The 21,784-nt window shown below is 34.7% G+C and carries 18 protein-coding genes; 11 read left to right on the top strand and 7 right to left on the bottom strand.

Annotation, left to right across the window (positions count from 1 at the left end; all coding sequences use genetic code 11):
- The first annotated feature begins 42 nt into the window (after window positions 1–42).
- The 7 genes from gpmI (at window position 43) to CORI_RS01885 (ending at window position 7,085) form a co-directional block, all read left to right on the top strand.
- A complete protein-coding gene (gene gpmI / locus CORI_RS01855) occupies window positions 43–1,503 on the top strand; it encodes a 2,3-bisphosphoglycerate-independent phosphoglycerate mutase (RefSeq protein WP_173030577.1) in 1,461 nt (486 codons plus the stop codon).
- A 225-nt stretch (window positions 1,504–1,728) separates the two neighbouring features.
- Window positions 1,729–2,472, top strand: a complete 744-nt coding sequence (gene fabG / locus CORI_RS01860) for a 3-oxoacyl-ACP reductase FabG (protein WP_173030578.1) — start codon at window positions 1,729–1,731, stop codon at window positions 2,470–2,472.
- A 53-nt stretch (window positions 2,473–2,525) separates the two neighbouring features.
- A complete protein-coding gene (gene acpP / locus CORI_RS01865) occupies window positions 2,526–2,759 on the top strand; it encodes an acyl carrier protein (protein ID WP_169939845.1) in 234 nt (77 codons plus the stop codon).
- A gap of 31 nt (window positions 2,760–2,790) precedes the next feature.
- Window positions 2,791–4,002 (top strand): beta-ketoacyl-ACP synthase II, encoded by a 1,212-nt coding sequence (locus tag CORI_RS01870; RefSeq protein WP_173030579.1) that lies wholly within the window; start codon window positions 2,791–2,793, stop codon window positions 4,000–4,002.
- A 1-nt stretch (window position 4,003) separates the two neighbouring features.
- Window positions 4,004–4,951, top strand: coding sequence for an acetyl-CoA carboxylase carboxyl transferase subunit alpha (gene accA, locus CORI_RS01875; RefSeq protein WP_173030580.1), 948 nt, complete (start codon window positions 4,004–4,006; stop codon window positions 4,949–4,951).
- A gap of 615 nt (window positions 4,952–5,566) precedes the next feature.
- Complete coding sequence (locus tag CORI_RS01880) at window positions 5,567–5,809, top strand: DNA-binding transcriptional regulator (RefSeq protein WP_173030581.1); 243 nt, start codon at window positions 5,567–5,569, stop codon at window positions 5,807–5,809.
- A gap of 907 nt (window positions 5,810–6,716) precedes the next feature.
- On the top strand, window positions 6,717–7,085 hold the full coding sequence (locus tag CORI_RS01885) for a YopX family protein (protein ID WP_173030582.1): 369 nt from the start codon (window positions 6,717–6,719) through the stop codon (window positions 7,083–7,085).
- 720 nt (window positions 7,086–7,805) lie between these two features.
- On the opposite strand, the gene CORI_RS01890 is transcribed toward CORI_RS01885, so the two are convergent.
- The 6 genes from CORI_RS01890 to CORI_RS01915 all read right to left on the bottom strand — a co-directional run bounded on the left by CORI_RS01890 (window position 7,806) and on the right by CORI_RS01915 (window position 14,184).
- A complete protein-coding gene (locus CORI_RS01890) occupies window positions 7,806–8,135 on the bottom strand; it encodes a YnfA family protein (RefSeq protein ID WP_216842251.1) in 330 nt (109 codons plus the stop codon).
- A 121-nt stretch (window positions 8,136–8,256) separates the two neighbouring features.
- Entirely contained in the window at window positions 8,257–9,285 is a 1,029-nt protein-coding gene (locus tag CORI_RS01895; RefSeq protein WP_172201525.1) for a c-type cytochrome, read from the bottom strand.
- On the bottom strand, window positions 9,282–10,547 hold the full coding sequence (locus tag CORI_RS01900) for a cytochrome bc complex cytochrome b subunit (protein ID WP_173030583.1): 1,266 nt from the start codon (window positions 10,545–10,547) through the stop codon (window positions 9,282–9,284). Before CORI_RS01900 ends, CORI_RS01895 begins: the two co-directional genes overlap by 4 nt.
- Before the next feature lie 9 nt (window positions 10,548–10,556).
- On the bottom strand, window positions 10,557–11,060 hold the full coding sequence (gene petA, locus CORI_RS01905; RefSeq protein WP_169939863.1) for a ubiquinol-cytochrome c reductase iron-sulfur subunit: 504 nt from the start codon (window positions 11,058–11,060) through the stop codon (window positions 10,557–10,559).
- 250 nt (window positions 11,061–11,310) lie between these two features.
- Window positions 11,311–12,069: a DUF4198 domain-containing protein gene (locus tag CORI_RS01910; RefSeq protein ID WP_173030584.1), complete on the bottom strand. Its 759-nt coding sequence runs from the start codon at window positions 12,067–12,069 to the stop codon at window positions 11,311–11,313.
- 18 nt (window positions 12,070–12,087) lie between these two features.
- Window positions 12,088–14,184 (bottom strand): TonB-dependent receptor, encoded by a 2,097-nt coding sequence (locus CORI_RS01915; protein ID WP_173030585.1) that lies wholly within the window; start codon window positions 14,182–14,184, stop codon window positions 12,088–12,090.
- Window positions 14,185–14,299: 115 nt separating this feature from the next.
- Here CORI_RS01915 and CORI_RS10665 point away from each other — a divergent pair, with 115 nt between their 5' ends.
- A complete protein-coding gene (locus CORI_RS10665) occupies window positions 14,300–15,253 on the top strand; it encodes an AraC family transcriptional regulator (protein WP_254064944.1) in 954 nt (317 codons plus the stop codon).
- A gap of 44 nt (window positions 15,254–15,297) precedes the next feature.
- Here the strand turns inward: CORI_RS10665 and CORI_RS01925 are convergent, their stop codons facing one another.
- Entirely contained in the window at window positions 15,298–17,256 is a 1,959-nt protein-coding gene (locus CORI_RS01925) for a methyl-accepting chemotaxis protein (protein ID WP_173030586.1), read from the bottom strand.
- A gap of 424 nt (window positions 17,257–17,680) precedes the next feature.
- On the opposite strand from CORI_RS01925, the gene CORI_RS01930 reads away from it, so the two are divergent.
- From CORI_RS01930 to CORI_RS01940, 3 genes are read left to right on the top strand one after another with little or no spacing between them, the layout of a single operon-like run.
- Window positions 17,681–19,954, top strand: coding sequence for a sensor histidine kinase (locus CORI_RS01930; protein ID WP_173030587.1), 2,274 nt, complete (start codon window positions 17,681–17,683; stop codon window positions 19,952–19,954).
- Complete coding sequence (locus CORI_RS01935; RefSeq protein ID WP_173030588.1) at window positions 19,944–21,035, top strand: hypothetical protein; 1,092 nt, start codon at window positions 19,944–19,946, stop codon at window positions 21,033–21,035. Before CORI_RS01930 ends, CORI_RS01935 begins: the two co-directional genes overlap by 11 nt.
- Before the next feature lie 2 nt (window positions 21,036–21,037).
- Complete coding sequence (locus CORI_RS01940) at window positions 21,038–21,781, top strand: hypothetical protein (protein WP_173030589.1); 744 nt, start codon at window positions 21,038–21,040, stop codon at window positions 21,779–21,781.
- The last annotated feature ends 3 nt before the right edge of the window (window positions 21,782–21,784 follow it).

The following is a 21,784-nucleotide window of genomic DNA, read 5'->3' on the forward strand; positions in this document are numbered from 1 at the left end:
GTATAATGCTCTTAAAATTTATCTAAATTTAAAGAATGAAATATGAAACAAAAAACTATTTTAGTAATAACAGACGGCATAGGATTTAATCCAAACTCAGAATTTAACGCATTTGCAGCGGCGAAAAAGCCGACTTATGATTGGCTATTTAAAAATGTGCCAAATTCGCTTATCAAGACTTCAGGTCTTGCGGTAGGCTTGCCTGAGGGGCAAATGGGAAATAGCGAAGTGGGGCATATGTGCATAGGAAGCGGGCGGGTTTTGTACCAAAATTTGGTAAAAATTTCGCTCGGGTTTAAAGACGGCTCACTCTCTCAAAACGCAAAGCTAAAAGAGCTTTTTAGAAAGTGTAAAAATATCCATATAATCGGGCTTTATAGCGATGGAGGCGTGCACTCTCATCTTGAGCATTTTGACGATATGTGCAAGCTTGCTATAAATAACGGTTGTAGTGTCTATGCTCACGCTATAACCGACGGTAGGGACGTAGCGCCTACGAGTGCGGCTGAATTTGTGAAGCAGCTTGAAGAGAAATTTAACGTGGCTACGATTTGCGGTAGATTTTACGCTATGGATAGAGATAAGCGCTGGGATAGGGTAAGTGAAGCTTACAAGACTATGATTGAAGGCGCAAATTTACAGGACCTAAAACCAAGCGAGTATATCCAAAATAGCTATAATGATGGCGTTTTAGACGAGTTTATAAAACCTGCCAGTTTTAACGGCTTTAAAGGTATAGGCAAGGATGACGGAGTTGTGTTTATAAATTTTAGAAACGATAGGATGAGGCAGATAGTAGCGGCGTTTGGCGTGAGCGAATTTAGCAAATTCAAGCGTCCTTTTGTGGTGCAAAATTTAGTCACGATGACGGAATACGACGCAAATTTTAGCTTTCCTGTTTTGTTTGAAAACGACAAGATAACAAATACTTTAGCAGAGATTATCGCAAAAGCGGGACTTCGCCAGCTTCACACGGCAGAGACGGAGAAATACGCTCATGTGACTTTTTTCTTTAACGGCGGAGTTGAGGAACTACTTGAAAACGAAACTAGAATTTTAATCCCAAGCCCAAAAGTTAAAACTTATGACGAAAAGCCTGAAATGAGCGCTGATGGTGTGTGCGATGCGGTTTTAAAAGCGATTGATGACGGGCAGGATTTTATCGTAGTAAATTTCGCAAACGGCGATATGGTAGGACATACTGGCGATTTTAATGCGGGCGTAAAAGCAGTAGAGGCTGTAGATAGCGCGCTTGGTAAGATTGTCGCTAAGGTAAAAGAAAAGGGCTATGCGATGATAATTACGAGTGATCACGGTAACTGCGAAGAGATGCGAGATAAAAGCGGAATGCTCACAAACCACACGACTTACGATGTGTTTTGCTTCGTGCTAGGTGATGGAGTGAAAGAAGTAAAAACCGGTGGGCTAAACAATATCGCAGCAAGCGTTCTTAAGCTAATGGGGCTTGAAAAACCGGCCGAGATGGACGAGCCGCTTTTTTAGATGCGATATTTAAGTTGATTTGAAAATTTAAGTCTAGTTAAGCTTTTTTAACTTTACTTTGCTAAAATTGTCCAAATTTTAAATTTATAAATAGAGGCGAATATTTTTTGCTTAATTAAGCATAATTTTAAATTACGATATGAGCGCGTCTTTAATTGCGTGGCTGAGGAAATTTGGAATTTAACGCAGGTTAAGCAGAAAAAGATAAGCTAAGAAAGGCAATATATGAAATTTAGTGGAAAAAACGTTCTAATCACAGGCGCAAGCCGCGGAATAGGCGCGCAGATAGCAAAAACTCTTGCAAACATGGGGCTAAAAGTATGGATAAACTACCGCTCAAAGCCTGAGATAGCAGATGCTTTGCAGGCTGAGATCGTATCTAACGGCGGAGCCGCAGCGGTGATAAAATTTGACGCCACCGACGAAGATGAATTTATAAAAGGCATAAATTTAATCGTTGATACCGACGGCGAGCTAAGCTACCTCGTAAATAACGCAGGAATCACAAACGATAAACTTGCACTTCGTATGAAAACGGACGAGTTTATAAACGTGCTAAATGCGAATTTGACATCAGCATTTATCGGCTCAAGAGAAGCTTTAAAAGTGATGAGCAAAAAGCGCTTTGGAGCTGTTGTAAACGTAGCTTCCATAGTAGGCGAGATGGGAAATGCGGGACAAGTTAATTATTCGGCAAGTAAAGGCGGCATGATAGCTATGACAAAGAGCCTTGCTAAAGAGGGAGCGAGCAGAAACGTGCGATTTAACTGCGTAACGCCGGGCTTTATACAAACGGATATGACGGAGGTTTTAAGCGAAGAGATTAAGCAAAACTATATAAACAATATCCCGCTAAAACGTCTTGGAGGTGCAAGCGAAGTAGCCGAAACTATCGCATTTTTGCTAAGCGATCACGCAAGTTATATTACAGGTGATGTGCTTAAGGTGAACGGCGGACTTTATATGTAGTTTAAGCAAAAATATATTAAAATCTGAAACATTTTTTAATAAGGAGACCCCAAATGGCAGTTTTTGATGATGTTAGAGATGTTGTTGTTGAGCAACTTAGCGTAAGCCCTGAGGCTGTTAAGCCTGAGTCAAAGATTATCGAAGATCTAGGCGCTGATTCGCTTGACGTTGTTGAGCTTGTTATGGCTTTAGAAGAGAAATTTGAAGTTGAAATTCCAGATAGCGAAGCTGAAAAGCTAATCAGCATTAACGACGTTGTAACTTATATAGAAAAACTAAATAAATAATTCTTTTTATAGATAAAAATAAGGAGATATATTGAGAAGAGTTGTAGTCACTGGAATCGGTATGATAAATGCTCTTGGACTCGATAAAGAGAGCTCTTTTAAAGCTATCTGTGAGGGCAAGAGCGGAGTAAAGAAGATAACGTCTTTTGACGTTTCTGAATATCCTGTTCAAATCGCCGCTGAAATTACCGACTTTGATCCTTTGACCGTAATGGATGGCAAAGAGGTTAAGAAAGTCGATAGGTTTATACAACTTGGTATCAAAGCAGCTCGCGAAGCTATGACTGACGCAAATTTTGGCGAATTTGACGCTAACGAATTTGGTATAAGCTCGGCTGCAGGTATCGGAGGGCTGCCAAATATCGAGAAGAATTCAAACATACTGCTCGAAAAAGGTCCTAAAAAAATATCTCCGTTTTTTATCCCTTCTGCACTAGTAAATATGCTCGGCGGTATAATCTCTATCGAGCATGGACTCAGAGGACCAAATGTTTCAAGCGTTACGGCTTGTGCGGCTTCAACACATGCGATATGTGAAGCGGCTAAGACTATAATGATAGGCGAAGCCGAGAAGATGCTTGTCGTAGGTGCAGAATCTACAATATGCGGTGTCGGCGTAGGTGGATTTGCTGCCATGAAGGCACTTTCAACTAGAAACGATGAGCCGGGAAAAGCTTCTCGTCCTTTTGATGCCGAACGAGACGGCTTTGTGATGGGCGAAGGAAGCGGTGCTTTAGTGCTTGAAGAATTTGAAAGCGCCAAGGCAAGAGGAGCTAAAATTTATGCAGAGATAGTAGGCTTTGGAGAGAGTGGAGATGCTTATCACATTACTGCACCGACTCTTGAAGGACCGCTAAACGCCATGAAAAAAGCTCTTAAAATGGCAGGAGATGTTAAGATCGACTACATTAACGCTCATGGAACTTCGACTCCGACAAATGACAAAAATGAAACAGCTGCTCTAAAAGAGCTATTTGGCAGCAACTGCCCGCCTGTGAGCTCTACAAAAGGTCAAACTGGACACTGTTTGGGTGCTGCAGGAGCAATAGAAGCTGTAGTATCTATCATGGCTTTACGTGACGGGATTATACCTCCAACTATAAATCAGACAACAAAAGATCCTGAGTGCGACTTGGACTATGTGCCAAATGTTGCTAGAAAAGCCGAGCTTAAAGCCATCATGAGCAACTCGTTTGGCTTTGGCGGAACCAACGGTTCGGTAGTATTTAAAAAATTGGACTAAAATGGCTAGTTATTTAGATTTTGAAAAGAGTATTAAGCAGATTGATGATGATATAGCGAATGCTAAAATTCGCGGTGATGAGCATGCTGTTGAAATTTTAAATAAAAATCTAGAAAAAGAGACTGCTAAAATTTACAAAAATTTAAACGAGTATCAAAGGCTAAGCCTTGCTCGTCATCCTGATCGCCCATATGCTATAGATTATGTGCGCGGGATGATGACTGATTATTACGAAATTCACGGTGATAGGGCATTTCGTGATGATCATGCGATAGTTTGTTATATCGGATATATCGGCTTTAAAAAAGTAGTCGTTATAGGCGAACAAAAGGGTCGCGGTACTAAAAATAAACTAAAAAGAAATTTCGGTATGCCTCATCCCGAAGGTTATAGAAAAGCGCTTCGTGTAGCAAAACTTGCCGAGAAATTTAGCTTGCCGATACTTTTTCTTATAGACACTCCTGGTGCGTATCCTGGAATTGCCGCCGAAGAGCGCGGACAGAGCGAAGCTATAGCTAGAAACCTCTTTGAATTTGCAAATTTAAAAACTCCAATGATAGCGGTCGTAATAGGCGAAGGCGGTAGTGGCGGAGCTCTTGCAATAGGCGTAGCCGATAAACTTGCTATGATGAGAAACTCGGTATTTTCGGTTATTTCTCCTGAAGGTTGTGCAGCGATACTTTGGAATGATCCAAGCAAGCAGGAGCAAGCAACTAAGGCTATGAAGATAACCGCAGATGATCTAAAGAGCCTAAATTTGATAGATGACGTTATAGAAGAACCGCTAAATGGTGCTCATAGAGATAAAGATAGTGCCGTAAAAGCGCTTGCGACATATTTTACAGATGAACTTGCTAAGCTTGAAGATCAAAGCATGGATCAAATTTTAAGCACTAGAATGAATAAAATTTTATCTGTCGGAGCTTTTCAAAAAGGAAAACAAGATTAGTATTTTGCAATAGCATATTGAAACTTTGAATTCTTAATTGCGATATATTACTTAAACCTATCAGATCAAATTTATTTTCTTAATACTATCAACTTAATTATTGTCACAAATTTCATTTTTTATAGTAATAAATTTGCTTTATGCGAATTCTTATAAAATAAAAATTTTAAGATTTATTATAGCTTTAGTATCCTTAAATTTATTGACAGTGATCAAAGCTATTTATTTTGATATTTGTAAAAAAATATTTAAAATTTTTAATTTTTCTTTATAAACTAGAATTTAACCTATAGATATTTTTGGGCTATCTTATTAAAATCGTAAAAGTATTACAAATATAAAACTTTTTTAAATTTTTAATAGGAATAAATAAATTAAAGAAAGTCATTAACTTTTTTAGGGTATCATAAACGAAATACTTTTTAGAAAACAAAAAGTACAAGAAGCCAATTCATGTTACTAAGTAACATGAGTCGTTGTTGAAAATTAATATTACGATTTGTACTGCTTACAATGAGCTTATAGACTCTATACTACACTCTCGGTGTAATCACTACACGCCATAAAATTGATTTAGAGACTAACATTTACCTTATATGTTTAAAAAGGAATATAATGCACGGCGCAAATATAGTTAAAACTGTGTGCAAGGAACTAAATATTACACAAAGAGAGTTGGCTCAAAGATTGGGTGTTCATCAAAATATGCCTGCTAAATGGAGTAGCGGTGATGAGCCGAGTCAAATGGCTGTTAAATTTATGGAGCTTTTAATGAACTATGAAAAAATAAAAAAACAGCTTGATAAATTTAAGCAAGGTTTTGCTTTAATAGATGAAGCCAGACAAGAAGTATTGTAATTATCTTTCTTTATACTTAATACTATCTTTTTGTAATCAATAAGTTAAGTTTTATATAGATTTTAATTTTACACATAAAAGTTATATAAATACTTGACTTATATTCTTTAAAACTATATAATACTTCAAATAAATTACCTAAAAAGTATAAACAATGTATAATTTGTTAGCATTAATAAGTTTCAAGCTTTTAAATTTTTAAAGTTGTTGCATGAAGGCAAAATATTACTACTCTATCAGAAATTATTTAATACAAGAAAAGAGTATATTTGCTATTGCTAAAATATTTGAATAAAACAAATTAAAAAGGTTTTATTTGATTATTAAAAATTGTACAAATATGCTTTTAAGACAAATTTAATTTTAAGGCAATGTTATTGAAAAAATGACTTTATTGTGTGGTTAAACTACTTTTCAAACAAACTGTTTATTCGTTGCAATTAAAATTAAAAAGTAGTATTTATATTTTTTTGAATACTTGAAACGGGAGAAGGTGTTTAAAAATAGCTTTATATCAACTCAAAGAGAAAATTTTATTAAGATAGTAAAACGAAAAACATTCAGTAAGCAAAGCAAGATAAATAAAATTTAAAGGATTTAAATGTATAAATACTTCTAAAATGCGAGTTTAAAAAAAGGGAGAAGACAAATATTCAATTTGACGAGCAGGTCAAATTTCAAATTAGAGCCAAATAAAATAAAGCAATCGATTTGAATTTAAACAAAAAGCTAGGCATTTCGCAAGATGATACTACAGTCTAAATCCGACATTACTTTTATAAAATTTATAAAAAAGGAGCTTAATATAATGTAGAATAATTTTAATTTTATTAACATATTTTTAAATTATTAAGGAGAAGGGATGAAAGAGATTAAATTTAGAATATGAATAAAAAATGAAAATAAAATGATAAAAATCAGCTTTGATAATAAAACTGCTAAAAATCAAGTTGTACCTAATAAAAGCAATAAAATTTATGGGCTTGATGATATCGAACTTATGCATTACACGGGCTTTAAGGATAAAAATGGAATCGAAATTTATGAAGGAGATATAGTTGAATTAAGTAGGTGTGATAACAACTATTGTAGTCTTAAGTCTGGAGAGTTTGGAATAGTTAGGTTTAAGTTTGGAAAAATGATGATAGAGCCTGAAAATATGAAGAGCTGTTGTTGTTTGATGGGTAATTTTAGCAATTGCTTAGTGGTCGGTAATATCTACGAGAATAAAGAATTGTTAAGATGTGTAAAAGCTCGGCAAAACAAGAAGTCGTGAAAGTATAACATATATAGAAACTTTATTTTATTAACAAAAGGACTGTATATGCTTTAATCTTATGTAAACTGATTTAAATTTATATTACAAGAAGCTATAAAAAGTGCTTTAATATTTTATGAAAAAGTTAGTTTTAGGGCTTGTAAGTATTTAAAATTTAGAGTAAGAATGCTTGTAAAAAATTGCATCTAGTGTTTTTGAAATATAAAATAATCTAAAAATGGTTGCTTGTATTAAGAATTTTAAAATAAATTTATATTTATTTTAAAAAATAAAATTGCTCGTTTGGAAGATATGATCTATTTTTTGAAAGAAGCAAATTTAATAAAGCTTTAATAGTTATTTAAAGATAAAGTAAAACCTTCAAAGTTTAAATAATTACAATATATCAAGTACCATTTTGCTATATCTGTTAGGAGGGTTGATTTATTTAATATATGCTTAAATTTAAAATATGTATTGTCGCTAAATATAAAAAATACGGTATATTAAATTTCAAAAAAGAAAACTTTAAAGCTGAGACATGAAGGCCTTAAGGGTTTTAAAAAATAAATTTAAGTAATTTTACAGAGATAAGCTGGTTGTAAAAGCCTGTAAACAAAGATATAGCTCCCGAGCTTATCGGAAAAGCTCTGCATAAAGGATACAATGCAAGCGCTACGTTTTTCGTAAAAGATAGATAAATTTAAAAGCAAAATTTGAGCGCGATGAAATTTGCGCTTAGGCTAGCTTGTTGCCAAAGTATATAATTCCCACTCCTAAGATCACAAAGGCTAGCCCTATGATGTCAAATCTGTTCATCATCTCTTTTTCCACAAATACCATCCATAGAAACGAAGATAGTATGTAAATGCCGCCGTATATGGCATAAATTCTGCCCGCAGCTTCAAGGTCGATTTTAGTTAGGATGTAGGCAAATAGTATGAGTGAGATTAGTCCTGCTCCGAGCCAAACAGGAGATTTTGCAAGTCTAAAATATAGCCAAAATGAAAAACAGCCAAAAATTTCAAAAAATGACGCAGCTAAAAATAGATAGATGTTTGTTATCACGAGTTGCCTTTGTCTAAAATTTGAGCGAATTATATCAGAAATTTGGATAAATTTTGATAGTTAAAATCAGATAATGAAGTTGATTAAAAAGAGAAAAGAGCCTAAAATAGGCTCTTAAATTTTAGTGAAGCTCGCTCCAAACTTTGCGTTTCCACAGCCAGCCAAATATTCCAAAGATTAGGAAGTATATCATTATGTAAATTCCCAAACTCTCTCTTTCGGCTTTTTTCTCATCGCCCGCTTTTTGCATATAAGCTACGACTTGCTCTTCGGCCTTTTTGTTTAGACCGACTCTTGGCATAGCTGTGCCAGGAAGCATTTTTTGTGTGTCGTTGATAAATTTATGCAAATAATCAGCGCCCTTTGAGCGTATCATCATAGATAGATCAGGTGGGTTTGACCCCATGTATTCGGCTAAATTTACGCGGTTTGTAAAGACGTATTGTTTTTCGTATTTCATGTCGTGACATCTTTGGCAAGAGTCTGCAAATACTTTCTCATCACTTACCTCTTTTGGCGCTACTGACTTAAGATATGCAACCATATCGGCAAGCTCTTGGTTTATGTCTTCACCGCCCGCTCCGAAAAATGCAGGCATCGGATAAGGATTTTCGTCATTAAATTTATGCTTTAGTTTTAGCGCTATATTTGGATTTTTTATGACCGCTGCAAGGAAAGCGTCATCATATAGATATCCCGCAGTGCTTAGATCAGGCGGAACCACCTTATAAGCTTCGCTTGCACTTGCATTATCCATAGGAGCAGGCATACCCGCAGCCTCAAGTCCGTGACAACCCGCACAGCCTGCATTCATAAATACTTCTGCACCTTTTTCGGCGTTGCCTTTTTTGAAGTCTATAGCGCCTATTTCAGCCCAGAAAGTTTTATACTCTTCAAGAGAATCTTTCGCCTCTTGCAGATCTTTTTCCGCATTTTTTATCTTAGCTGTCTCTCCAAGCTTTTTTGCGCTCTCTAAATCAGCCTCTCTTTTACTAACTACTACTTCAGCTTGCTTTACGTCGCCCTCGGCAAAGTTGTAATTAACAGGATCTACTTTAGGATGCATGATCGAGTGAGCGTAAGGCTCAATGCCCCAGTATGTTATCAGTGATAGAACAACAACAACTATAAGAATTTTTAGCTCTCTCATTTGCCACCCCTTTTCTTTTCAAGCGTAGTTATGATAGGTAGTACCACAAGAAGCAAGATAAAGAATGTAATCGTTGAGTAAAATCCTATCCATGAATTTGAAATTCCCATTGTAACTCCGTCTGCGGGAAGCTTTCCAAATATCGTAAGAACTATCATATCAATCACTAGTAGCCAGAACCATACGAAAAAGCCTTTTCTCTCGTGCGCAGGAGCAACAACGTCGCTTCTATCGTATATCGGCATGAAAAATAGCGCGATACCTGCAAATGCAAACGCGATAAGACCGATATTGTAAGCAGAGAAGCCAAATATATCAAAGAAAAATCCGCGTAAAATTTCATATTGCCACAAGAAATACCACTCAGGATAGATGTGTGGTGGAGTTTTTAGTGGGTTGCCCGGCTCAAAGTTGATCGGATCCATCGCGAAGTTGAAATGAAAGCACACAAGATAGAAGAAAAAGATCATGAAAAATCCGATATACATGAAGTCTTTTGCTAAAAATCCCGGCCAGAAAGGTATAACCTTCGCGTTTGCTTTATCGCCTTTTAGATATTTTTCAGCCTCTATGTCAAAGTCTATCTCCTCGCCTGTTTCGTTGTTTACGTGAGGAATTCTAAGCGTATAGAAGTGAAGCGCTATAACAGCGATCAAAACAAGCGGAAGTAAGCATACGTGAAGCATGAAAAAGCGTGTTAGAGTCGAGTCGCTAACCGCATAGTCGCCTCTTATCCACTCAACTACGGCATCTCCTATAACAGGAATTCCGCCAAATAGGTTTGTGATAACCATCGCCGCCCAGTAGCTCATTTGTCCCCAAGGAAGCATATATCCGCTAAAAGCTTCGGCTGAAAATAGTATGAAAAGCAACATACCGCTTACCCAGATAAGCTCTCTTCCTTTTTTATATGAACCGTAATAAATCGCAGTAAATGTGTGAATGTAGATGATTAAAAAGATAACAGATGCCGCAACTGCGTGTATATGTCGCCATAGCCAGCCATACTCGACCTCTTTCATGATAGTGTAGTTTACGCTGTCAAAGGCTAAATTTATATCAGGCTTGTAATACATCATAAGCAAAAAGCCCGTTACCAAAAGCAATACAAAAAGCGTTGTAAGAATAACGCCCATAGCCCACAAGAAATTTATGTTTTTCGGTATCCAGTACTCGCTAACTAGCACTTTCATCATTTTATTAAGCGCTATTCTTTGATCTAGCCAGTCGATTATCCCTGTTGATTTACGAATTTGTGCCATATTTCCCTCCTATGCCTGAGCTACAAGTTTTTCATACTCAGGACCCGTTTCGCCAAGTACTAGCTTGGTCCCGTCTATCTTAAACGGCGGTATATCAAGAGGTCTTGGAGGAGGACCAAAGGTGTTGATACCGTCTACGTTAAATTCTCCCGCGTGACAGGCGCAGATAAAGACTTGCTTGCTTGCTCTCCACTCAGGAATACAGCCAAGATGGGTGCAAAGTGCTATGGCTACTATATATCTTGAATCCCCGACTACTACGTCTCTTTTGTCGTTAGCAGGCATATTTGCATCTTTTTTTAGAATAAAGATAGGTTTTTTACGCCATTCGATTTGGCGCATTTCACCGTCTTTCATGGGACTAAGATCTACGGTAGTAAATCCTGCCGCTTTTACGCTCGGGAGCGGATCCCAAGTTTTTTTGACGGCTACAAGCGAAAAAGCACCGCCTACGGCAGCAACCGCACCGAATGCCAATCCGATAAAATTCCGTCTGTCTTGTGTTACGGACATTATTTTCCTTTCTTATAATAATTTTTAGCTATTATATCTTTTAAAGTTTAAAACTTTATTTTATGAACTAAAGATAAAAATATTTTTAAATTTGATTAAGAATTTATTAATGAATAATAATATTTTTTATCAAGATGGTGCATTTGTATTGAAATTTTAGTAAGTATAATTTTATGATAGGCTAAATTTACAAAATCCAAATTTCGACCAAGCAAATTTAGCCGAAATTTGGCGGTTAAGATTTATAAATTTACTTTATCTCAAAAGTAAAAGAGGCGATTATAAGCTCATCATCACATATATTTTTGTCCTCAAAGCCGAATTTGTGAGTGGCTTTTAGTATCCACTTTCCTTTTTTAAGCGCTAAGACTTCCGTTTCGCCTTTTAGATCCGTTGTAGCGTAAAATGCACTTTTATCTTTTAAAAATCCCTCAAGCGTTCCTTCAATCTTTGCTGTTTTTAAAGGTTTTCCTTCAAATAAGACTTTTATTTTAAACGGTTTGTCCACTTTGAAATTCGCAGGATTTTCAAGCGGGATTATTTCAAGGCGTTGCCCTGCAGGCTTGGTTACAAATTCATCTTTTGAACTTCCTATATTTATCACGCTTTTTGCAGGCAAACTAGCGTGTAAGCAGTATTTTGGATTTTTTACGTTTTGTTTTGTGCCGTCGTCATGCCAGTTTCCATCTTCGTCTTGAGTTAAAAAAGTAGGCATAAATTCGCCTAATAACAAGTAACTTCCCTCTTTAAGCTTATCTCCTTCATAGTGGTAGCTTTCGCCTGTTTGTTTTAGCTCTATCTTGCTGCTGTCTTTTTTCATTATGACTAAAGGGGCAAATGATTTTTGTTTATTTTTAGGAATCTCTTCATACTTTGGGAAATCATGCCCAAACCCGATATCTGCAGTAAATTTATCGCCGTTTTGTCCAAATACCCAAACATCATGAGCCAAAGCAGAGTTTGTAATCATAAATGCGGTAAAAATGGATAAAATTTTAATCGTTTTCATAAATTCTCCTTTGTAAATTTAAAAACTATATCTAACCCCAAGCCCAAAGACTCTACCCTTATCGTAAGCGACAAGCAGCCCGTAGCCCCTATCAAATACGTTTGAAAAATACTGTTTATTGGTCAAATTTCTAACATAAGCGTATATATCAAAATTCCCCTTTACATAGCCTATCTTGGTGTCGGCTGTAAAATAGCTCTTTTGCATAAGAGTATTTTGCGGATTGAAGTAAGTTTTGCCTACTAAATTCGTATCAAGTCTTGCATATAACCCAAAAGGAGCATGATAGCTTAAGCCCGTAGTAAATTTATAGTTTGGATTTTTTTCTATCCTGTTGCCTTTGGCGTTTGTTCCGTCTAAATTCGGGTAGTTGCCGTATTTGGTCTTTAGTAAGCTTGCTGCGAAATTTAGATCGATTTGCTTACTTAATCTTGCCGTGCTTTCAAATTCAAGCCCTTTTGAAACGGCTTTATCGGCATTTCCTGTTTTGATATCGTTTGGATTTGCAGGATCAACGAAATAAATATGAGTATCTTTTATATCCATGTAAAACGCGGCAGCTGAAAATCTAAAATTTTCATACGCGCCTTTAATGCCTATCTCATAGTTATCGCTAGTTTGAGAATCAAATCTATTGTCTTCTTTTTCGCCTCCTGCAGCGAAGAGATTAAAGCCGCCGGATAAATATCCCTTAGAGTAAGAAGCGTATGCGCTAAGAGCCTCTGTAAATGCGTAACTAAGAGCAAATTTAGGTAAAAATGAATTAAAAGTTCTTTCATCTTCAAAAACAAAAGGAGCGCCTTTGGCTCCTCCGATAGGGTATGAATATGATCTTACGATTACGTCTTTTTTGATTTTTTGGTATCTTCCGCCAAGCGTTGCTTCAAGCTTTGGCGTAATTAGATAGCCTATTTGCCCAAATGCGGACATTGTCTTTTCGTGAGTTTTTGAAGGCGCATCCGATTCGTTTGCATTAGGCAAAAACGGAGGCATTGGCGGAAGCTGCTGTCCGACTCTTTTTTTGTCTATTGTTTCGTTTTCAAAATAAATTCCGCCTATCCATTTAGTATCTTGCCCCTCTTTGCTTCCGACTCTTAGCTCTTGGGAGATGTCTTTGATTCTGATGTCGCTAAATGCGTTAAATCCAAGATAGTTTTTAAAGTCTTTGCCTCCAAAACTCATATCGAAATTTCCTCTTTGTTTTGTGTTTTTAAGCGCTGTAACGGAAGTAAAGTCAAATTTATCAAAATCATAGGTTAAATTTAGTGCGAGTGAATTTGATTTTTCTATCGAGTACGTATCGCTTAGAAATTCCGCATGCTTCACATCTTCTCTTGTTATGGAGTTAAATTTCGCATAAGGTATCATTATGCCGTCGTTTCCGTTGTGTCTTTTGCGGTAAGTGTCAAAAAATAGCTTCATCGCAAGCTTATCTGTAGGCGTAAATTTCAAATTTAGACCGAAATTGTGATCTTTTTTATCATTTGCTTTTTCGCCTTTAAGCTCATTTGTAATCCAACCGCCGTCTTTTGATGCAGAGCCGTTAAGTCCAAGATAAAGGGTATCTTGTATGATCGCTCCGCTGGCATCAAACATTCCGGTAAAGTATCTATAAGAGGCAAATTCGCTTGCGATACTTCCTGATAGTTCCTCGCTAGGCTCTTTTAGTACGATATTTATAACGCCTCCGATAGAGTCTTTGCCGTAAATCGTACTACTTGGTCCTCGTAAGACTTCTATTCTTTGGATATTTGTAGTAGGTATGTAATATCCGTATCTATTGGCTTGCGAAACGCCGTTTATATAAATCATTACGGGATTTGAGCTGGTAAACGCAGAGCCGTTAAGTCCACGCGCCGTAACTCCCTCATGAATACCCGTAGTGGCATAGGTATTTGGTAAAATTTGCGTTAATTCGCTTATATTTTTTATACCCTTTTCTTCAAGCTCAACTCCGCTAATGACACTTATACTTTGTGGGATTTTTTCTAAATTTTCGCTAATTTTATTTGCTAAGACTTTAACCTCGCCAAGAGCGATACTCTCTGCACCAAACACTGCCGAAGCGGTTATGGCGGACAGAGTAACCGCAAATTTTATATATTTTGTCTTCAAAGCTTACTCCTAATTATAAAATTTAAGCTTCATTTTATTATAATCAGATAATTACTATCAATATGATAATAACGCTAAAGGGATTAAAAACTAACGCAAACGGGATAAAATTAATATGGGTATTGATACAAGCCTTTGTAAGTTTTTTAATGATGTGGTTTTGGAAATAAGATTAAAAAACGACAAGAGATTTGGTGAGATTTCGTTTAAAAACAGTGCGGTAGATTGCAAGCTTGAATATTTTGATGTGGGTAATGGGCTTGGATATTGCGCTTATGAAGGCATTTATAACGAAAATTTGAAGTATTCTTTTAAGCGAAACGCTCAGTCTTTTTTGTGCTTTAACGTCGGAAAAGAACATGCTTTTATAGACAGTGATTTAAAAAGTGTAGTTTTAAAGCCGACTAATTTTTGCATAGGCACCGTTCAAGATGAGGTACTATCGGGCGGAGAGCATAAAGTCAAAAGCTGTAAAACTCAGACGATAATTATAAGCAACGAGTTAATGAGTGAATTTGGGCTAAATTTTAGTGATGAGAAATTTAATACAAAGACAAATTTGATAAATCCATCTCAAAGCTTAATACTAAAAGAGCTTTTAAATTCTCAAATTTATAGCGGAAAAATGAGAGAAATTTTTATAGAGTCTAAAATTTTAGAGATGGTTTATAAGACTTTAGGATATGCGCAAAGTGAAAAATTATCTGTATGCAAAAGGCTTAAATTTGATGACATAGATATTAAAAATATAATGAAAGCGAAAGAAATTTTACTTAAAAATCTACAAAATCCGCCTACTATAAAAGAGCTTGCGCGACTTTGTGCTACGAATGAATTTAAACTCAAGATCGGGTTTAAGCGCTCTTTTGGCGTCAGTATTCATAAATTTTTGCAAAATGAGAGACTTGAAATTTCTAAAAAATTATTAAAGTCTGATGACATAAGCGTTAAGGAAGCTGCTATGATAGTTGGATATAATAACTTCGCTCACTTCAGTAAAATTTTTAAAGAGAAATTCGGCATCTTGCCCAACGAACTTATAAAAGAGCGTAAAATTTATATATTTTAGCCTTAAATTTATAAGTTAAATTTAAGGCTAAGAGCAAGATTGAATCATGTTTTAAATTTACTCAGCATTTGATTTAGCTTTTCGCCTACATTATAAAGGTGATTTGCAGCCGTTGCTATCTCTTCGGTATTTCGCATATTTAGCGAGCTTATCTGATTTATCTCGTTCATGTTTTTAAGCACCTCGGCTATCGCGTCGCTTGTTTTGTTAAAGTCATTTATGCTGCTGGCGGCTTGTTCTTCGCTTTGTTTCATCGCTTCTGTAGCAAAATCAACCGCCTCTATAGTCGCTCCTGTTTTTGTTATGAGCACTTTGATGCCTTTTGAATTTTTCTCTATACTGTCTGAAATTTGAGAGATCGATCTTACTATAGTGTTTACCGTTGCGCTTATCTCATCTAGACTGCTTTGAGTTCCTTCTGCAAGTTTTCTAACCTCATCGGCAACTACGGCAAAGCCTCTTCCGTGCTCTCCTGCGCGTGCTGCTTCTATGGCTGCGTTTAGAGCGAGTAAATTTGTCTGATCTGCTATATCTGAAATTACGTTTAGCACGTCTTTTATCTTGGTTGCTTGCGAGCTAAGTGCGTTCATATTGGCAGAAAGCTGCATTTCGCTTTGAGAGGTCTGCTCGACGCTATTTGAAATTTCTATGATATTGTTTCTTGCTTCTTGCAACTTTAAATTTGAGTTTTTAAGAGTTTCAGAGGAGATTACAAGGCTTTCTATAGAGGTTTTTATCTCATCTTTTAGCTCGCTTGACATATTAAACGTATCTTCTACTTTTTTAGTAGTGTTTTCCACGCTTTTACCGACTGTTATGGATGTGGATGAAAGTTCGCTTGAAACCGATGAATTTTCGTTGCTGCTCTCTTTAGCAACCTCGATAGCTGCGCGAACTTTTTCTATGAAATTGTTAAATTCCTGAGCGCTTTGTCCGAGCTCATCGCTGCTTTCGACAGGAATTCTTTGAGTTAGATCTCCTTCGCCCTCGGCAAGGTCGTTTGCATGATCTTTTAGCCTGTTTATAGGGTTGATTATAAAGAGCTTCATTAAAATCATAAGCGCGATCGTGATAATTATCGTAGCGATACCGCTTACTACCATCTGATCAACCATCCCTTGCGTGGCTGTTTTGATATCGCCATAAACGTGTTCGTTGCTATCTGCGGCAAATATATATCCTATCTGTGCGCCCTCAAAGTCAAACATAGGAATTTTGGTTACAAAATAGCTTTTGGTAGTAAACGCCTGTGCAGCTTCGCTTTCGCTTAAGTTTGCAAGCTCTTTTAGTAAATTTTCGTCTAAATTTTTAAGATCTTGTGCGACAACGTATCTGTTTGAGATTATTTTAGGCGCATCTTTTAAGCCGTCGGCTACTTCAAGTAGCGAAGAATTCATCGCGATGATTAAATTCGCTCCTAAATTTTTATTTAGATCTTTAACGACTGATTCAAAGGATTGTATAAACTCAACCGAGCCTATATAAACGCCATTTTCATCAAATATCGGCGCAAGACCTCTTAGTACCAAACCGCTTTTTCCTACTTCTATTCCATGAAGCGGCTTTTTGCTCTCTTTTACTTTTTTTATCGTCTTTCTAAATGAACTTAGATCATCTCCTGATTTATCGCTCCAATGCCTTAAAAAGCTTTTTATATCAGCGGTGTGTATGTGAATTCTTATATTTTTGTAGTCGGAAAATTCTTTTAAGGAATTCGTAAGCTCATTTATTTTGTCCTTAGCTATCTTTTTATCTTGATATGACAAGGCCTCGATGACATATTTGTTTTGAGCCAAATTTATTGCGTTCATAACGCCTACTTGAAATTTGGTGTTTATTTTTTCTTTTATAAACAGAGCAAATGCGGATTCTTTTTGCTCAAATACTCTTTTTTGTATATTTTTGGTGTTGTTTAAGAAAAATACGAACATAACGCCTATAGCCAAGGCAAACAACGCTAAAAGCGGAACGTAAATTTTCCATTTGATAGACAAATTTTTCATTTTTGCAAAACTCCTTTTTGTAACTCTTTTAATTATTATAAATATAAATTAAATTATGACTTAAAGCGATGATTTTTTACAAAATTTGTCATATTTAGTAAACAATGATAATAGATTTTTCATCTATTATCCTTTGAAAATTGGTATTATATTGTATAGAGTATTAAATTTTTATATAGCCAAATGTATAAATTAAAAAATAATAATAGCACAAGATAATTTGATAATAAAAAGACTTGTTGATTGAATATTTTATTTTAAAATAACTTTATAAAAAATCATTTGGAGAGTGTATTTCAAATTAATAATTTGAAATACACTTTAAAAGTCTTTTAATTTAGAAATAACTATTTTATAGAATATATGATATCATAAATAAAATTAAATGTCTTATATATGATTAGTTGTATCAGAAAGAACTAAGATGGATGAAAACAAAATAAGAGAAGAATTAAAATATATTCTTGAAGCCGAACCTGAAAATTATTCAAAAATTTTAAAACTATCATCTGAATTATCTAAATTTGATGAGAATAATATACGCTTTTCTATAGATGCCGGGATAATAAATAGATTGGGCAAAGAGCTCGTAGCTAGACATGAAACTGCTGTATCCGAGTTAGTTAAAAACTCTTATGATGCTGATGCAATAAAAGTTAAGCTAACTTTTATTGATTCATATGAGACTGGTGGAATTCTTGTTGTTAGTGATGACGGTGTTGGCATGACCAAAGATCAATTAGTAAATGGTTTTATGCGATTAGCATCAAGCGATAAAATTCATTATCCGTTCTCCCCAGCATACAGAAGGAAAAGAGCTGGCCAAAAAGGAATAGGTCGTTTTGCTGCTCAAAGACTTGGAAAACAACTGACAATAGTAACACAGACAGAAGACTCTAAGCAGGCGCTTGAAGTAACTATAAACTGGGATGATTTTAAAAACGATCAAGATTTAATGTTTATTGGTAATAAGATAGAGTATAAAGATCGAATGCCTAACAAAAAAAGCGGTACAAAATTAATAATAAGGGATCTAAGAGATAAATGGACAGAAGCTCAGATTAAAAGAGTTTATAGATATGCTTCTGAAATTTTACAGCCGTTTCCACTCGCAAAAGTAAAGTTGAAAACAGAAGATCCAGGATTTAAACTTATTTGCAAAAGAAAAGAAGGTAATTTTAGCGAAATAATTGCAAATGATAATGCTATGTTCTTTGAACATGCCTTGGCTGAAATAAAAGGTAATGTGGATGATGAAGGCTTTATGAGAATTAGTATCAACAGTCAAAAGTTAAATTTTAAAATCAAAGATGTATTGCTAAACAAAGATAAACCATATAAAAATATAAGAAATGTAAATTTGAGAGCTTATTATTTTGTTTATAAAGGAGTACATTTATCACCACAAGTAGAGTCATTTATTAATGAAAAAGCTAAAACACAAGGTGGAATAAGATTATACAGAAATGGATTTAGAGTGCTACCTTACGCAGAACCTTTAAACGATTGGCTAGGATTGGATGCTTCTGTAAGACGAAGAACGGTTTTACCAACTCATGCAAATATAAACTTTTTTGGTTTTATAGAGATAGATGGACAAGATGATAAATTTGAAGAGCTTTCAAGTAGAGAAGGCTTACTAGAGAATGATGCATTTAATGAATTAACTGATTTTGGCTATAAAGTTTTAACTGATGGTGTAACAAAGATTAGCTCGGAAAGAGGCGTTAAAACTAGAACCAATGAGAAAGATTGGAAAAAAGAGCCAGAAGAAAAAATTTCTGAAATAATCGAAGAATTAGAAAGCATGGCATCACTTAAAGAAGATGAACAAATATTTGATTGTAAAGAAGACAGTGATGATATAAAAGAGAAGTTAGGTAGTATTACTCAAAAGCTCAAAGAAGCCCAAGAGGAACAAAAACAAAAACAACATGAATTGCTTGAAGAAAAAAATTTATTGAGAATATTGGCTGGCCTCGGACTGACAATAGGAGAATTTATACATGAAATTAAGCAGTTTCAGGGAGCATTATCGGCTGATATTGAAAATATTAGGAATACAACAACAAATAAAGATGAGTTATTGATTGTTGATAGATTAGACAGTAATATTAAAAGCATAAACACTTATACTTCTTATTTTGATGAAGCAATTTCTGAAAATATTCAAAGAGAATTAGCTCCTATTGAACTGAGAAGTGTAGTGGAGTCTTTAAAAAATAGTATTTTAAATGATTTACAAAGAAGAAATTTAGAGTTTAATGAAAATTTTATCGGATATAATTTGTTTACATGTCCTATGCATAAATCAGAGTGGGCTTCAATACTATTTAATCTTTATACTAATGCAAGAAAAGCGATTAAAAAAAATAATACACAAAAAGGAAAAATATTTGTTGAAGCCGGAAAGACCAGAAATGTTATATATCTTGAATTTTCTGATAATGGAATAGGAATTCCTTTGAAAAATAGAGAAAAAATATTTCAGGCTTTTTTTACTACAAGTGAACCAGTTGGGAAAATTGCAAAGCATCATGAGGAAATGACTGGAACTGGATTGGGGCTAAAAATAGTTAAAGATATTATTGCTGGGTATGGAGGTTTAATTTATGTAAAAGAGCCAATTAAAGGCTATAATACAACTATTAGAATTGAATTGCCACATGATAAAAAAGGATATAAATATGACGTATAAGTATTTATATGTTGATGATGAAGAGAAAAAAGTTAGGGAGCCTCTTGCAGAGAAGTTGTCAAGTGATAAAATAAAAGTAGATACAAGACATGTGTCCGAAATTGAGTTGTCTAATACTGAAGAAATCAAAGAAACAATAAAAAAATATGATGGATTGTTGCTTGATTTAAGGCTTGATCAAACAGCCAGTGAAGATGAAAATAAAATTATAGTTCCTTTTACAGCCACTGTTTATGCTCAGCATATAAGAACATTAGTAACAAATAGAGATATCGTTAAAGATATTCCGATAGTTTTATTTTCTACTGATGAGAAGTTAAAAAAAGTTTATTTTGTCGATTTAACAAGTCAAGATTTATTTGATCGATATATAGACAAAAATGGAATACCTGAAAATGCAAAATTAAAATTAATTTCTCTTGCAGAGGGATATAGAAGAATTAATAATGAAAAAAATATTAAAAAATTAGTTAGACTAGACTCTCTTGCGGAGTTGGATGAAAGAATATTTGCACGATATGATAATCCGGATATACCAACCCATGAATATGCTCAGGTAATATTAAAAGATTTAATTTATACATCAGGTGTTTTGATTAATGAATTGATGTTGGCATCAAGATTTGGGATCGACATAAAAAAATCAGATGACTGGGCAGAGCTAAAAGAGTATTTTAAGAAAGCGAAATATACTGGCGTATTTTCAGATGGCTGGAATAGATGGTGGATGCATCTAGTTGATGATATTTTCTATTTAAAAACTGAAACCTATTTATCGTATTTGGATGCCAATGAAAGAGTTGAATTTTTAAAGAAAATTACAAATTTAGGAAAACTTGTTGCCGCTGAACCAATTAAAGAAAATAACAGTAGTAGATTTTGGACATATTGTAGTGTATTAGAAAAACCTTTAGACCCTCTTGAGGGATTTAAAATTAACACTCCTACAGAACCAAAACCATGGCAGGAGTACAGCTATTGTTCGTTGTATTCTATATTAGAACAAAAGTATAAGTCAAAAGGCATCAGTATACATCCTAGTGATAGAGAAAGATTAGAAGCTATTAGAAGCAGATACTAATTATGAGCTATATTTTTAAAGATTTTAATGAGAAAACATTTATTTCAAATATGATTAGTGATTTGAATACACTTAATCAAATTTTAAGTCAAGAACATAAAATTTGTTGTTTCGCAAATCAAATTGCAAGTATAGTTGGGCAAATAAAACAAAGTAAGTCTTTTGAGTATGAATTAAAGCCTCTAGAATTTAAATTTATAGAATATCCTTCCCACTTGTCTCATACAAATATAGAAAATCTAAGATTATTTTTTGATATAAAAGTTAAAGGAGAATATAAAAATATACCCGAATTAAAAGATCCATTGCGTTATTTGGAGTTTAATATTTGTATTACTGGTAATGATCCAAATAACAAAAACTATGATCCTTTTTATTCAATTCATTTTGACCGACACCAAGAGGGAAAAAATCCTTCAAAAGAAATACATCCAGCTTATCATTTCCAATTTGGCGGAAGAAAAATAAAAGATATTGGGATTGATTTCGGACAGGCACTATTTATGGATACGCCTAGAATAATGTATCATCCAATGGATGTCTTTTTGGGAATTGATTTTATTTTATCAAATTTTTTTCCAGAAGCCTGGAGAAGATTCAAAAAAAATGGCACATATGCTAATTTAATAAAAAAATATCAAAAATATTTTATTTATCCATATTTTAAAACTATTTCAAAGCATTTTGAAGAAACCAATAGCCAGCCTTGGCCTTCTATTGACATATTTCCTCAATTATCAAGGTGAGAT

The sequence above is a fragment of the Campylobacter sp. CCUG 57310 genome (assembly GCF_013201975.1).
Lineage (GTDB): Bacteria > Campylobacterota > Campylobacteria > Campylobacterales > Campylobacteraceae > Campylobacter_A > Campylobacter_A canis.